The sequence below is a fragment of the Neofamilia massiliensis genome (assembly GCF_001299475.1).
GTDB lineage: Bacteria > Bacillota > Clostridia > Tissierellales > Peptoniphilaceae > Neofamilia > Neofamilia massiliensis.
Window position 1 is genome coordinate 245,116 of sequence record NZ_CYUJ01000003.1, and the last position, 15,272, is coordinate 260,387.

Below are 15,272 nucleotides of genomic sequence, written 5' to 3' on the forward strand. Positions count from 1 at the left end.
ATCAATTATAAGTTAAGTTAAAATTTATTTAGTTACAAAAGAGTTAATTTTTAAAAAATTATACTGATTACAAAATAAAAAATCAAAAAGAGAATTTCTGTCTTATACATGACTTTTATAGTAGAAAAAATACATTCCCTAGTTAAGAAGTTTTTTTCGTAGCCAATTTTTGGTTTTTCAACCCAGAGACCCTTATAAAATTGTCCACCGCCAAGTTGAACTCCTAAAATTGATGCGACAGCAGATTCTGGATAGCCAGCATTTGGAGATGAATGGTGCCTAGCAAATTTCTTTATATCTTTTAAAGTTTCAACGATTTTTTTTGGATAAATATTTGTTAAAGCCATTAAAAGTCCTGTTAGTCTAGCAGGGATATAATTGAAAATATCGTCAACTATTGCTGCAGCTCTTCCTATGTGAATGTATCTTTCGTTTTTGTAGGCGATCATTGAGTCCATTGTGTTTACAAACTTATAAGTCAGTCCACCAAGAGGGCCAAAAATAACCATATAAAAAAGCGGAGCGATAATTCCATCTGAAGTATTTTCTGCAACAGTTTCAACTGTCGCCCTGACAACTCCATTTTCATTTAAGTTTTCTGTATCCCTGCCGACAATGTACTTGACTCTTTCTCTGCCAGCTTCAAGGGAGATGTCCAAGGCTTTTTTTACTTCCATGGCTTCATAGTGAAGCATCCTTGCAGATATACAATAGTAATAAATAATTACAGTAAGCACATTTTTTGTCCTTGGTCCTAAAAATGAAAATATAAAGTACATAGGAAAAATTGCAAGACTTATATTTATAAGGACAATTAAAAGACCGGCAAACTCTAAGCCAGTCTTAGTTGAAAAATATTTTTTAAAAAATCTTTCTTCAAAGGCAATAATAGATCCCATTAGCCTAATTGGATGAGGGAGAAAGTATGGGTCTCCAACAATCCAATCAATGGCAACTGCAATAAAAATTAAAATCATAGGCCCATTAACTCCATTATCTTGTCCATGTCTAGACTTTCTTCCATGTCCTTAGCCAGTCTATTTAGTTCAGAGTCTAAAAGTTCTTCTGAAATATTTCCAAAGGTCCTTTCGTCTTTGCCATCAACTAGAGAGTCTTCGTCTGGAAGATTATAGTCTCCATAATCAAGAACTCCTAAAACAGAAACGCCAGTTAATCTTTCAATTTCTTCGATTCCTGAATCTAGTAGGCTTTTGTCTCCCCTAAATTTGTTTATGACAAAGCCTTTTATTCTCTTGGCGTCTTTTTCATTTAAAATTTTTACAGTTCCATAAAGATGAGCAAAGGCTCCTCCCCTATTTATGTCTGTAACTAAAATACAATTACAGTCGGCAATTTCTGCCATGCCTGTGTTGACAAAATCATTTTCTAGTAGATTTATTTCTGCAGGAGATCCAGCTCCTTCAATGACAACAACGTCGTAGTCTTCTTTAAGGTCGTCGAAAATTTCTTTGATCTTAGGTCCCAAATCTTTTTTATAAGAAAAATACTCCTTGGCCTTCATGTAGGCAACTTTTTCTCCCATAAAATAAATGTCTGAGCCATTAGTTTCTTGCGGTACTAAAACTAGAGGATTTAGTCTTGGGTCTAAATCAATTCGTGCAGCCTTGGCTTGAAGAACTTGGGCTGCTGCAATTACTTTGCCGTCACTTAGTTTGTAATAATTTCTCGACATATTTTGGCTTTTAAAAGGCGCTACCTTGTAGCCCTTGTTTGCTAAAATTCTACATAGACCAGTTGTAAGTAGAGACTTGCCAGCTGATGATGTAGTTCCATAAATCATAAGTTTTCCCATTTTTTATTTCTCCTTGTTCAATATCAAAATTTTATCAGATTAATATCTACTTTGCAAACAAGTTAAAAGCCTGCAAACTTAGTGAATTTTTAAAAACTTTGTTACTTCTTTGTTACACTTTTAAGGCCATTAATGATAAAATAAATATATAAATAGGAGTGGATATGGAAACATTAATAAAGATTAGAAACTTAAAAAAGGTTTTTCGTATGGGCCAAGAAAAAGTCGTCGCCCTAAATGGCATTGATCTCGATGTCTACAAAGGCGAAGTCTTATGTCTACTGGGAACTTCTGGTTCTGGTAAGTCTACCCTTTTAAATATGATTGCAGGTTTAGACAAGCTGACCAAGGGTTCTGTTGAAATCGCTGGCATACATATTGAAAAGCTTAGTGAAGCCCAAGTTACAAAATTTAGACAGCTAAATGTAGGTTTTGTTTTTCAGGCCTACAATTTGATCCAAGGACTTACTGCTGTTGAAAATGTTGCCCTTGGACTTATTTTTAAAGGCGTCGACAAGAAAAAGAGAGAGCAAATGGCTACTCAAATTTTAAAAGACGTTGGCCTTGGAACTAGACTAAAGCACAGGCCTAATGAAATGTCTGGTGGCCAGCAACAAAGAGTTTCAATTGCTCGAGCCTTTGTAGACCAACCGAAAATTGTCTTTGCCGACGAGCCAACGGGAAACCTAGACTCAAAAACTTCCATAGAGATTATGGATATGATAGTAGGAATGACTAAGTCTCACAATCAAACTATGATTATAGTTACTCACGACCCTCAAACAGCCAAGTATGCTGACAGGATTGTAGAAATTCGAGACGGAAAAATAATAGATATTAGAGACAATATTTCTATATTTAATGGAGGACAAAACAAGAATGAAGAAGAAGATGATGAAGGAGAAGAAAGTGATGCAAAAGAAGAAGACCAAGCTGTTTAAAAATGTGTTAGCCAGTCTACTTGCCCTAGTGCTTGTAATTGGAAGTTTTTCTACAGTTTTTGCTGAAGGGGAAAAGGAAGAAGAAAAAAGTATTTTCTACCAAGAAAAAAGCGGAACAGTGACAACTAATACTAATACAAAAACTAATAACACTAGTGATGATTTAATAATTTCTGCAAAACAGTCAACTATAGCAGGTGACTTTAACAATAGATATATTGATGTAAATGTATCTGTTAGAGGAAAGGATAAAAAGTTTTCAAATGCCGTTGCCTACGCAAAAATCAATTCACCTAAGACAGTTTATATAAATGGAAGCGGTACTTATTACTTAAGTGATTTTACAGATTTCAACACTTTTAGAATTGATGTTTCAACTCTTGATACCAATGAAGATGTTACCGTTCCAATTGATATCACTATTAAATATGACGTTGAAAAATCTGAGACAGACACTAGTAAAGAGGAAAAGCCAAACACAACTACTTTTACAAAAGATAAAAATGGCACTAACTTAACTATTGATACTGAAGTTAAAAAATCTAATGACAGCTCTATGATTATGGAAACTCGAGAAGTTACAACAACTATCTATGTAATCCACCGTGCAGAAAAATTAGCTTCAAACTCTGCCCTTGAAATTTCAAAGGTTGACATCCACCCTAATGGTTATGTCGTTCCTGGATCTAACTTCTCCCTAGTCTTTACAGTTAAAAACGTTGGAGATGCAGAAGCTAAAAACATTAAGGCTACTCTTGAAGGCATGGACCCTAAGGGAATAAATATTGCCCAAGGTTTAGCAACAAAAGATATAACTATCTTAAAACCAGGAGAAGAAACAACTCTTATTTACGATATGAAAATTCCACCATCAGCTAAAGGTGGCATGTATCCACTTACTTTAAAATACGATTTTAATGGAAAAAATGCCAAGGGCAATGAAACAACTTCTCCAATTTCTGGATCCTATGCCCTATCAGTTGATGTTAACCAAGCTGACAGAGATCCATCTGCCTTAATTTTTGAAAGGATTAACTTCCCTACTGGCAGACTTGGAAAAAATCAAAATGTTCCAGTAACTTTTACTTTAAAAAATGTTGGAACAAAAAATGCTCAAAATATTAAAATAACTGCTATTAGCCAAGACGTTGAAGGCCTAACTCCAGTTTCTTCTTCAACTGCCATAGTTGAAAAAATTCTTCCTGGCCAAAGTGCAGACTACCAATTTGATTTTAAAACAACTAACTCAGTTGCTACAAAATCTTATCCTGTAGAAATTACAGTTGAGTACACAGACAGCGCCGTTTCAGAAGAACCTCACAAGATTACTCAAATTGTTGGAGTTAATGGTGTTGACTGGAGGGCTGAAGCTGAAAAGGACAAAGACCTTCCAACTTCTACACCGATTTTAATAATCGAAAAATATTCTTTTGACCCAGAATTAATTTATGCTGGAACCCAATTTAAAATGGACCTAGTAATTAGAAATACTTCTGACAAGGCAATTAAAAATATAAAAATTGCCCTTTCATCAGATGCTGCCCAATCATCAACTGAAGGCAAACCTGCAACTCAAGCATCTGTATTTACACCAGTGCAGTCTTCTAATACTTTCTTCATAGATTCTATTCCAGCTGGCCAAAAGGTTGACAAGCAAATTACTATGACTACAAGCCACGACACTGCAGCTAATACTTATACCTTAACTGCTGATGTTACCTACGAAGACTCCCAAGCTAAACAATATACTTCTAAGGAAATTATTGGAGTAACTGTTGTTCAAGATTCGAAGTTTTCTATAGGCGAAGTCGTTTTAGATCCAACTTTCTTTGTTGGTATGCCTGGAAATATTTCTGTCGATTTTTATAACACTGGTAAGGTAACTCTTTCTAACTTTATGGTAGAGTTTGAATCAGATGACGACATGTCTGTAGATATGCCAACTTATTATAAGGGCAACTTCCCTTCTGGAACTACTGACACTTATTCAGCTACTTTAACAGTAAATTCTCCAGAGGCTAAAAAGGGAAAATTAATTTTCTCCTACGAAGATACAACTGGTCAAAGCCACACTATGGAAAAAGAATTTGAAGTAACTGTAGAAGATATGCCAATGCCTGACGAAGACATGGGCGAAATGCCAATGGAACCTGAAAGTTCTTCAAAGAAGCCGATAATAATTGGTTCTCTAATTGGTCTTGTGGCCCTTGGTCTTGGCGCAGTTTTATTTAAGAAACATAAAAAGAAAAAAGAAGAAGAGGATTTGAAAATAGATGAAGACTAAAGATCTCATCGCCATGGCCTTTAAAAACCTAGGCGCTAGAAAGTTAAGAACCTTTCTAACTGTTTTAGGTGTTGTTATAGGTTGTACTTCTATAGTGGTTATGATGTCTTTAGGCTATGGGATGACCAAGCAAAGTGAAGATTGGGTAAAGTCTATGGGAAACCTTACTGACATAACAATTTATGGCAAGACTAACCCAACTAATGGAAAAAATGAAGTTTTAAACGAAAAACTTGTAGCTGAACTTACAAAAAAACCTCATGTAAAAAATGTCTTCGGGATTTTAAATCTCCAAGGTGAATATTCAGTTATTGCCAATAGAAAATACGACGGCTATGCAGAAATTGTAGGAATTGATCCTGCAAATATGGAAGCCTACGGCCTTGAACTGGCTGATGGGAAATATCCAAATGCTGGTGATGGCCTAAATGCAGTTTTTGGCTCTCGTGTCAAAGATTCTTTTGGTTACATGGCTGGTAACACCTACCGCCAACTCGATGGAGATCTTAAAAAAATAAAGTTTGAGCTTGTAAAGGTAGAATATTCTGAAACTGGAATGAGAGAAGTTAAAAATTCTGACAAAAAGGAAATAAAGTATTCAGGAGAACTTGTAGAGTCTCAAGACTGGCAAAAGTCTTCTGCCATCTTCCTTCCTATCCAGGCAGTTAGAAAAATTCTCTTAGATGAAAATGACAAGTTAGACAAGGCCCAACAAGACAAGGACTTAAAAACAAAATACAATCGAATTGTTGTAGTTATGGAAGACATTGACTATGTAAAGGATTTAAAAAACGAGTTAGTAGACAACGAAGGCTACCAGGCTGAAGCTATGACTGACTGGCTAGATTCAATGAAACAAGATATGCTTGTAACTCAGGCTATCTTTGGAGGCATTGGAGCAGTTTCTCTTTTAGTTGCAGCTATTGGTATTTCCAACACCATGGTTATGTCTATTCAAGAAAGAACCAAGGAAATTGGTATTATGAAGGTTATTGGCGCATCTATTAAGGACATTAGAGCCTTGTTCCTTTTAGAAGCTGCTGCCATTGGACTTTTAGGTGGTATTGTTGGTCTCATTCTATCCTACGGAGCCTCTGCTCTTTTAAATAATCTTTTAGGAGGCATGATTGGTGGAATGGGAATGGGAGAAACAAAAATTTCTATTATACCGATTTATTTGTCTGTTGCTGCCTTAGTTTTTACTTCTTTAATTGGAGTAATTTCTGGCTACTTCCCAGCAAGAAAGGCTATGAAAATTTCTGCCTTAGATGCTATGAGATATGAATAAAAGATTTAAACTGGTTTCGTTTTTGAAGCCAGTTTTTTCTTTTCCCATTTTTTATTTTCAAATTTATTCTATCCTCTTTTTCAAGTAAATAGATTTTTATTTTAAAGAAAAAAATATCTGCTAGGATTTTTCCCAACAGATATTTTAAAATTTATTTTCTATTTGCCTTCAAGTTCGTCTGTCAACTCTTCTATTTTATTAACAACTCCGTCTAAATACTTTAAGGTATCTCTTAGAGCCTGGTCAGTTGTAATATCAACTCCTGCAATTTTTGCAAGGCCAACTGGATTTTCAGTTCCTCCAGCCTTTAAAGTCTTTCTCCAAGCATCAACTGCTGGCTGACCTTCTTTTACAATTTTTTGAGACACAACTGTTCCAATTGTTAGGCCTGCTGAATAAGTGTAAGGATATAGGCCCCTGTAATAGTGAAGCTGTCTCATCCACGTTAATTCTGCCCCGGAAGTCAAGTCAACTGTATCTCCCCAGAATTTTTCTAGAGTTTCCATAAATAATTTATTTAAAACTGTGGCGTTTATGCCTTGGCCCTTGTCTACTAGCTTATAAACTTCTCTTTGGAAGTGGGCTTCTAGTAGATGGGTTACCATGTTGTGGTAGTAGGTCCTTGAAATTATTGATGAGTAGACAAATCTTTGGAAGGCTGGGTCGTCATTCCAAGTTAGCATGTCGTTACCAATAATAAGTTCATTAGTTGTTGATGGTGACTCTATAAAGTAAAGGCTTGGTCTAGTGTTAGTTAGGTTTTGGGCCTTGCCTGCTAGGCTAAAGTGGCCTGCGTGACCTAGTTCGTGACCTAAAACAAATAAGTCTTCTAGAGATCCTGTCCATGAATTTAAAATATATGGATGAACTCCATAAGGTGATGAACAGAAGGCTCCATTTTCTTTGCCATCGTTAATTGGAAAGTCAATCCATCTTTCGTCAAAGGCTTTTCTAATCATTTCAACATAGTCGTCACCTAAAACTTTTAAGCCTTCTATTAGCTTGTCCTTAGATTCTTCTATAGTTATTGTCTCTGTAAAGTCTGGGTCTAAGGCGATTTTTAAATCTGCATAAGTTAATTTGTCTAGCTTGTTTACTCTTTTAATTAGATTTACATACCTTCTCATTATTGGTGCAAAGTCTTCCATTAGGATGTCAATTTGCCTGTCATACATTTCTCTAGTTACTTCTTGGTCAAATAATAAATAGTCTATTACTGAATCAAAACCACGCAAGTTGGCTAGAGATTTTTCCTTATAGACTTGAGCTGACATTGTTGCTGCCATAGTGTTTTGATACTTTCTTAGGTCTTTGGAAAAGGCGTCAAAGGCTGCCCTTCTTACTTCTGTATCCTTTAACCCTTCGTAGTAGTTTTCAAAAAGTACAAAGGAGTTTGGGTAAGTTTTTCCACCTACTTCAAAGTCTTCAAAGGTCAAGTCTGCGTGTTTTGCTTGGGCATAAATTGAATAAGGTCCGTCAAAAACCCTAGACAGAGATGATAAGGCTTGTTCAACATCTGCGCCTAGGTAGTGGGCCTTTTGTCTCAAAACGTCTTTTATTAGTGACTTGTTAGCTGGGATTTTTCCTGCTTCTTTTAAAATTTCTTCATCAAGTTGGATAAGGTCGCTTTCAACAAAGGAAAGTTTTTCTGCCATTAGGGCTCCAACGTTAGCTGCATAGGCTTCGTATTCTTGGAAGCTGTGGTTGCCTTGGTCTGTTGTTATTTGTAAATAGGCATAGCCTGCAAAACGATTGTATCTTTGGTAAATATCTTCGTAGGCTTCTCTCATTTTTGTAATTGAGTCTACGTCTTTGATTTTTCCCTTGTAAGTTTTTTCAAAAGTTTCTAGGTCTTTAGCAACTTGGTCAAGACCTTGTTTAAATTCATTTTCGTCCTTGGCCATGGCTGATAGGTCCCAGGTATATTTTTCGTCTACCTCACTTCTCTTAACACTTTTTAATTCCATTTTTTCCTCCTTAAGATAAATGTTCTAAACAGTTTTCTTCTATTATATTGTACTTTCCATTTTCGTATTTAATGTGAGACAGGGATGTTCCTGCTGGCAAAACTCTTTTGCTTATATCTTTTAATTCTTTGCCTTCAAAAATATTTAAAAGCATCATATAAGTTAGGCCATGGGTTACAATTAAAATCGAATCATGGTCTTCGTTTTTTAAATCCTCTACAAAGTCTCTTACCCTTTTTTCAAAGTCTTTAAAAGTTTCTCCGCCAGGAGTTGGTTGGTAGGCATCTGGATTTGTCTTGTAGGCTTTGAATTTTTCTGGATAAGTTTTTTCTATGTCTTCATAAAACATGCCTTCCCACTTGCCTACGCCAATTTCTCTTAGGGCTTTTAAGGGTCTAACTTTGTCTCTTGATCCGATAATTATCTCAGCCGTGTCTATGGCTCTTTTTAAATCTGAGCTATAAGCTAGGTCGATGTTTTTATTTTTTAATCTAAGGCCAAGTTTTTTTGCATCTTCCCTTCCCTTTTCTGTTAAAGGTGAGTCTAGGTGGCCTTGGATTTTATTTATTAAATTCCATTCAGTTTGTCCGTGTCTGGTTATATATATATCCATTTAATCCTCCAAGGTCTATTATATCAAAGGATGAGTCTTTGTGTTATAATATTTTTTAGGTGATGAAATGGCATTTGATGGAATTGTAACTGGGGCCTTAGTAGAAGAATTAAAGTCTACCTTAGTTGGCCTTAGAGTTGATAAAATATATCAAGTTGAAAATGATGAAATAAATATTAGTTTTAGAAAATTTAGGCTGTTAATTTCCTCTTCTGGCAACAACCCGAGAATTTATTTGACAGAAGAAAAAAAGGACAGCCCACAAAAGGCGCCGATTTTTTCTATGGTTTTGAGAAAACATTTAAATGGCGCGATTTTAAAAGATGTAGTCCAATATGGCAACGACAGAGTTATTGAACTGGTCTTTGATGCCTGGGATGACTTTAGCGAAAAAATTGAAAAGTCTCTAGTGGTAGAAATTATGGGCAGGCATTCAAATATTATTTTACTTGACCCTGACAAGGTGATTATTGACGCAATAAAAAGGGTCAACTTTACTATGTCCAGGGTTAGAGAAGTCCTTCCCCACCTACCTTATGTCTATATTGGCGATGAAAATAAATTAGATCCTTACAAGGCAAGTAATGAAGAAATTTTTCAAAAGCTTCAAGGTCTTAAAGGGGCAACAACAATATCCAAGGGAATCTTCACTTCCTTTACTGGTTTTTCAAAGTCCATTGGCATAGAAGTTTGTGCCCGCGCTGGTCTTGATCCTGACAGACCAGTGGCATCTTTAGACCAAGAAGAAAAAGAAAAACTTTTAGCAGCCCTTGTAGATCTTATAGATGAAATTAAAAATAATAAATATGAGCCGGCTATCTACTTGATGGGGGAAAAAATTTTAGATTTTCACGTCCTAAGGCTTGAGTCCATGGAGGGAATTGAGACAAAGACCTTTGACTCCCCTTCAAAGATGTTAGACGCAGTTTATTATAAGAGGGACAAGGACGACCGCCTGGGCCAAAAATCTCAAGCCCTTAGACGTCTAGTTACTAATAAACTTTCTAAGGACAAGTCAAAGCTTGGAAAACTTGAAAGAGATCTTTTGGAAGCAGAAAACCGTGAAAAATACAAGGTCTATGCAGACCTTCTCTCTGCTAACTTCCATAGGATTCAACCAGGAGCCAGCGAAATTTCCCTAGAAAATTTTTATTCTGAAGACCTAGAAGAAGTTTTAGTTCCCCTAGACGTAAAACTTTCTGGCCCACAAAATGCTCAAAAGTACTATAAAAAATACGGCAAGTTAAAAAATGCAGAAAATATTTTGACCAGACAAATTTACCAAACAAAACTTGAAATTGAGTATTTTGAATCTATCTTGTCTCAAATTGATTTGGCAGATATGGTTACTGACATTGACGAAATTAAAGATGAGCTAATAAAAGAAGGCTATATAAAGAGAAAGAAAAGCAAGAAGAAAAACAAAAATTCTAAAGAGACAAATATTAAAGAATATGACTGCCATGGTTTTAAAATTTATGTTGGCAAAAACAATAGAGAAAATGACTTTTTAACCCACAAGGTAGCTAGACGAGACGACTATTGGTTTCATATTCAAGGTCTGCCAGGCAGCCATGTAATCGTAAAAACTGAAGGCAGAGATCTACCAGAAGAAGTAATCGAATTTGCTGCCAGACTTGCTGCCTTTAATTCCAAGGCTAGAAATTCAGGTTCAGTTGAAGTTGACTATACAAAAAAACAAAATGTCAAAAGACATCCTGCCAACAAGCCTGGCCTAGTTTCTTATGTAGACTTTGAAACTATTTTAGCTCTTTCTTCTGATCCAAGTAAAAATTAAAAAACAAGCCTCTAAGATTTTAATTCCTTAGAGGCTTTTTGTTTGGTAATTTTATTTTATTTTACGCTATCTCTGTTAATTGGCATAGACATACATCTTGGGCCTCCTCTACCACGAGAAAGTTCCCCTGATTTTATTATGTGAAGTTTTGCACCAAACTTGTCTAACTCTGCGTTTGTTATGGTGTTTCTGTCATAAACTACAGCTTCTCTTGGTCCAATAGCTAGAGTATTATAACCATCTGACCACTGTTCTCTAACGGCGTCCATCATAGTTCCTGATCCTTCTCTAATTAAATGAACTTCGTCTATTTCTAAAAACTTCTTTAGCACTTCTTCTATTATATGAGATTCTTCCCTAGTTACTAGCTCTCCATCTTCCATTTGTAGAGAATAAACACAAAGGGTTTCGTCTACTTCTGGGTGCAGGGTAAATAAATCCTTGTCAACCATAGTAAATACTGTATCTAGGTGCATAAAAGCGTGTTTATTTGGAATAGTAAAGGCTAAAACTGTTTGGTAACCTGAATCAGCACTTAGTAGATTTTTAGCTAGGGCTTCAACAGCTTGGGCTTTGGTCCTTTGAGAAATTCCAATTGCTAGGACCTTGTCTGAAAGTACAATAATGTCTCCACCTTCAATTGATGGTAGGTCGTTTCTGTGGTACCATCTATTAACTCCACAGTCTTTAAACATTGGGTGGTTGTCGAAAATCATCTTTCCAAAAAGTGTTTCTCTTCTTCTAGTGTTAGACCACATGTGGTTTACTGAAACTCCGTCACCTATAAATGAAAATGGGTCTCTAGTAAAGTAAAGGTTTGGCATAGGTTGGATGACAAAATTATTTTCTGTTCCTACCATTTCTGCTAAGGTTTTCTTTGCATAAGATGGAATTTCACTTTTTCTTGTTCCTTCCATCATTCTTAAAACTAAGTCTTGGTTACTTAGGTCTTTAAAAATTTCTTCTACAAAAGTTCTTTCCCTAGGAATAATTATTCCAGCTTCGTCTAAATAAGTTTCAATAAACTCTTTTCTTATTTCAGGGCTGGTAATGGCTTCAGCTGCAAGTTTTTCTAAATAGAAAACTTCTACTCCATTGTCTCTTAGGACTTGGGCAAAGGCGTCGTGTTCTTCTCTTGCTGCATCTAAAAATGGGATTTCATCAAAAAGTAACTCGCCCATAATTTCTGGGGTTACATTTAAAAGTTCCCTGCCTGGTCTGTGTAGGATAACAGAATTTAATTTGCCGATTTCTGATCCTATGTGAATTGGATTATTCTTCATCTTCTTCCTCCTTAGTGCTTTTCCAAATAAGAATCTTTATTCTATAGGGTTCTTATTAATAATTTCTCTATTTTCATATAAAAAAAGAGAAAGACATAAAATCTTCCCCTATAATCAACAATATAAATTATTTCTTGGACACCTATATTATATCCTATTTTTAGAAAAATTGTTAGTGTTTTTGTAATTTTTTATCTTTTAAAACTTTCATTTTTATTTTTATCAAAAGCTTTATTGTTCCTTCTTTAACTTCATGGCTGAACATTTAAATATTTTTTGACTTTAAGCAAAATAATTTTTCTTATATTTTTTTCTTAAAAAAGCAGACTCCTAAGAGCCTGCCTGGTTAGTTTTTTCGAAAACATCCTGATTTGTTTTTGTTAGTTTTAATAATTAAATTTTTATTGGTATTTGTAGTGGTAGGTTAATTTTTCTCCACGTTTTCTTTGAGCATCAAAGTCGAAAAGCATTTCTCTAGCTTCTGACAATAAGATAAATAATCCAATTATGTTTGGAATTACCATTAGACCATTAAACATGTCTGTAAGTTCCCAAACAAGGTCAACTTTTTGAACTGAGCCAGCTACTATAAAGAATAGTACAATTACTTGGTATATTCTCAAGGCAGTTTTTGATTTAAATAAATATTTAATATTTGTTTCGCCAAAATAGTACCAGCCTATAATTGTTGTAAAGGCAAAGAATACTAGGGCTATTGCTAGGAATTGAGCTCCAAATTCGCCAAAGGCAATTCTAAAGCCTTCCATAGTAATCATTACGCCTTGCTTGCCTGCATTGTTGGCTCCTGTAGCTAGGATAACTAGTGATGTTGCTGTACACACAATTATTGTATCAATTAGTACACCAACCATAGCTACTGTTCCTTGAACTGCTGGATGAGGAACGTGGGCTACTGCGTGAGAGTTTGGAGTAGATCCCATACCTGCTTCGTTAGAGAAAAGTCCTCTAGCAACACCATATCTTATTGCTGTTTTAATGGATACACCAATTGCACCACCAAGCATGGCTTGGCCAGTGAAGGCTGCTGAGAAAATAGCCTTGAATACAGGGCCAATCATGTCAGCAAATTTTACTAAAACGACAATTGATCCAACAATATATAGGGCAGCCATAAATGGAACTACATATTCAGCAAACTTACCTATACGTTTAATTCCACCGATAAAAATAAAAGCTGCTAGTATAGCTATAATTATTCCAACAATTAATGGATTAACACTAAAGGCTTCTGTAATAGCTGTAGAAATAGAGTTTGATTGAACCATGTTTCCTATAAAGCCAAGGGCAAGAACAATTAAAATTGCAAAGGTTGCAGCCAAAACTTTTCCAAGGCCAGCCTTGCCTTTTCCTTCTAGACCCTTGCTTAGATAATAAGCAGGTCCACCAACTAATTGGTCTCCTCTTTTTTCTCTATACTTTTGAGCAAGCATTGCTTCTACAGAAATAGTAGACATTCCTAAAATCGCTGTAATCCACATCCAAAAGACTGCTCCAGGTCCACCTGAAACTATAGCTCCAGCTACACCGCCGATGTTACCTGTACCAACTTGTGCAGCTATTGCTGTAGCAAGGGCTTGGAAAGATGAAAGTGACTGCGCATCTGCGTCTTCTCTTTGATCTTTCTTAAATAATTTTCCAAAAGTTTCATTCCATCCGTATCCCAGTTTTGTAAACTGAGGAAATTTAAGGTAGATTGTTGATACTAAACCAAAACCTACAAGTAATATCATCATAGGAGGTCCCCATAAGATACTATTAATCTTTACGACAACTTGAGTTAGACTATCTAACATATTGGTCATCTCCTTTGTTTAGTTTTAGAATGATTGATATTTTATAATTTTAAAATACCTTTTTGTTTAAAGTCTTTAGTGACATTTTATATTTTTTATAAATCCTGGAGCTTTTATTCTAAGGACAAAATACAATAAAGTGAAAAGGTTTATTATTTTGTCTTTGTTTTACTCTCGCTCTTTGTTTAAGATATAAATTTTTAAAATTTAACCTGTAAGCTTTAAACTTATTTATTGGGCTATTAAATAAATTTATAAACGTCGCTTATATATTTAATAAGTCTATATATTAGCTAAAAAGAAAGATATCCTAAAAGGATATCTAACTTTTAGGGCCTAAATAAAGCCTTTATTTGCTAAAATTTCTTTAGCCTTGTCAATGTTTGCTGAGCTTACCATTACCATAGGACCTGTACAACCCATGGCTGATTCTGCATAAATCTTTTCAGCCCAAAGTGTTTGAACTGCATTTTCTATTTCTAATATATCAATGCCACCAATAGATTCTGTAACTATTTCTTTGTCTGGCATTGGGGCTTGTGGAAGTTCTTCCTTAGCCTTGTCATCTAGTGATTCTAAAATTTCATCTAATTTAGCAGCTTTAGCTTTTTCATAGTAGGTCTTAGAAAGTTTAACTAGGTCTCCCTTTACGCTATCATAAGCATAGGAGATGGCATTTTTAATTACTGGAGCACCTGATGCCCTAGATACTATAAAAACTGCCTTGTCATAGCCCTCACCAACACTTGGTCCATAGCCATAACCTGTAGTTTCATAAAAACCACCTGAAGTATAAGAAGCAAAGGTCTTGACTAAAACATTTCCTGTTAGAGAGTCGCAGACTAAAATATCTGGAACTCCTGCTACTAGGTCATTACCTCTTAGTAGTGATCCACCGTCAGATCTTTTTGACTTAGCAAAGTTAATATCAAAGCCATTTTCCTTTAGTTCCTTAAGTTTTCTCTCTACAGTTACTGCCCCTTCGATATTTAAAATTCCAAGACTTGGATTTTCTATGCCATTGGCCTTAGCAACAACTATACCGTTAATGGCATTTAAAACCATAGCCTTTTCTCTTTTTGCATGGGTTGTACCTGTAGTTGTAGCTAAAAATACTTCCTTGCCAAAGGCAGGGGTTATTATTTTTCCTACTGTTGAAACACCTATAGGAAATGGATAATGCATAGTAACAGCAGCTTGGATTTCTCCCTTGTTAAAAAGGTCTTCTAAAACCTTGGCAACCTCATCATCGCCACAGGCTTCATAAGATTCAAAGCCTTCTAAGGGTGTACCTACAACAACTATATCAAATAAGGCTGACTTAGATGCAAGAATTGCCTCATTGACATTTTCTACTCCAAGTTCTGAGCCAAAATTAGTAACTGCAATTTTTATATTGTCTTTTAAGACGCCACTTTCTAAAGATTCTGCTAAATTCATAATTGAATGAGCTATTTTCTTTTTGTCCATG

At 35.4% G+C, this 15,272-nt stretch carries 11 protein-coding genes; 4 read left to right on the forward strand and 7 right to left on the reverse strand.

Features of this window, described 5'->3' with window-relative positions; translation table 11 throughout:
- Nucleotides 1-50 precede the first annotated feature (50 nt).
- Entirely contained in the window at nt 51-977 is a 927-nt protein-coding gene (gene cbiB, locus BN2667_RS05615) for an adenosylcobinamide-phosphate synthase CbiB (protein WP_054252350.1), read from the reverse strand.
- Nucleotides 974-1,813: a cobyric acid synthase gene (locus tag BN2667_RS05620; protein ID WP_054252351.1), complete on the reverse strand. Its 840-nt coding sequence runs from the start codon at nt 1,811-1,813 to the stop codon at nt 974-976. The genes cbiB and BN2667_RS05620 overlap by 4 nt, the downstream gene beginning before the upstream one ends.
- 164 nt (nt 1,814-1,977) lie before the next feature.
- On the opposite strand from BN2667_RS05620, the gene BN2667_RS05625 reads away from it, so the two are divergent.
- The 3 genes from BN2667_RS05625 to BN2667_RS05635 are packed head-to-tail and all read left to right on the forward strand — an operon-like array spanning nt 1,978 to nt 6,326.
- Nucleotides 1,978-2,754: an ABC transporter ATP-binding protein gene (locus BN2667_RS05625; RefSeq protein ID WP_054252352.1), complete on the forward strand. Its 777-nt coding sequence runs from the start codon at nt 1,978-1,980 to the stop codon at nt 2,752-2,754.
- Nucleotides 2,693-5,038 carry a COG1361 S-layer family protein gene (locus tag BN2667_RS05630; RefSeq protein ID WP_162200279.1) on the forward strand — a complete coding sequence of 782 codons (2,346 nt, stop codon included), beginning with the start codon at nt 2,693-2,695 and terminating at the stop codon, nt 5,036-5,038. The genes BN2667_RS05625 and BN2667_RS05630 overlap by 62 nt, the downstream gene beginning before the upstream one ends.
- Nucleotides 5,028-6,326 (forward strand): ABC transporter permease, encoded by a 1,299-nt coding sequence (locus BN2667_RS05635; protein WP_054252354.1) that lies wholly within the window; start codon nt 5,028-5,030, stop codon nt 6,324-6,326. Before BN2667_RS05630 ends, BN2667_RS05635 begins: the two co-directional genes overlap by 11 nt.
- A gap of 158 nt (nt 6,327-6,484) precedes the next feature.
- Here the strand turns inward: BN2667_RS05635 and pepF are convergent, their stop codons facing one another.
- Both pepF and BN2667_RS05645 read right to left on the reverse strand, forming a co-directional pair.
- Complete coding sequence (pepF, locus tag BN2667_RS05640) at nt 6,485-8,293, reverse strand: oligoendopeptidase F (protein ID WP_054252355.1); 1,809 nt, start codon at nt 8,291-8,293, stop codon at nt 6,485-6,487.
- A 10-nt stretch (nt 8,294-8,303) separates the two neighbouring features.
- Nucleotides 8,304-8,906 carry a histidine phosphatase family protein gene (locus BN2667_RS05645; protein WP_054252356.1) on the reverse strand — a complete coding sequence of 201 codons (603 nt, stop codon included), beginning with the start codon at nt 8,904-8,906 and terminating at the stop codon, nt 8,304-8,306.
- A 67-nt stretch (nt 8,907-8,973) separates the two neighbouring features.
- On the opposite strand from BN2667_RS05645, the gene BN2667_RS05650 reads away from it, so the two are divergent.
- Nucleotides 8,974-10,704: an Rqc2 family fibronectin-binding protein gene (locus BN2667_RS05650; RefSeq protein WP_054252357.1), complete on the forward strand. Its 1,731-nt coding sequence runs from the start codon at nt 8,974-8,976 to the stop codon at nt 10,702-10,704.
- 56 nt (nt 10,705-10,760) lie between these two features.
- Here BN2667_RS05650 and arcA read toward each other — a convergent pair whose 3' ends face one another.
- The 3 genes from arcA to grdD form a co-directional block, all read right to left on the reverse strand.
- A complete protein-coding gene (gene arcA, locus BN2667_RS05655; RefSeq protein ID WP_054252358.1) occupies nt 10,761-11,987 on the reverse strand; it encodes an arginine deiminase in 1,227 nt (408 codons plus the stop codon).
- 401 nt (nt 11,988-12,388) lie between these two features.
- The gene (locus BN2667_RS05660) at nt 12,389-13,801 is read right to left on the reverse strand and encodes an alanine/glycine:cation symporter family protein (protein WP_054252359.1); all 1,413 of its coding nucleotides are present in this window, start codon (nt 13,799-13,801) and stop codon (nt 12,389-12,391) included.
- A 336-nt stretch (nt 13,802-14,137) separates the two neighbouring features.
- The gene (gene grdD / locus BN2667_RS05665; protein ID WP_054252360.1) at nt 14,138-15,271 is read right to left on the reverse strand and encodes a glycine/sarcosine/betaine reductase complex component C subunit alpha; all 1,134 of its coding nucleotides are present in this window, start codon (nt 15,269-15,271) and stop codon (nt 14,138-14,140) included.
- Nucleotide 15,272 lies beyond the last annotated feature (1 nt).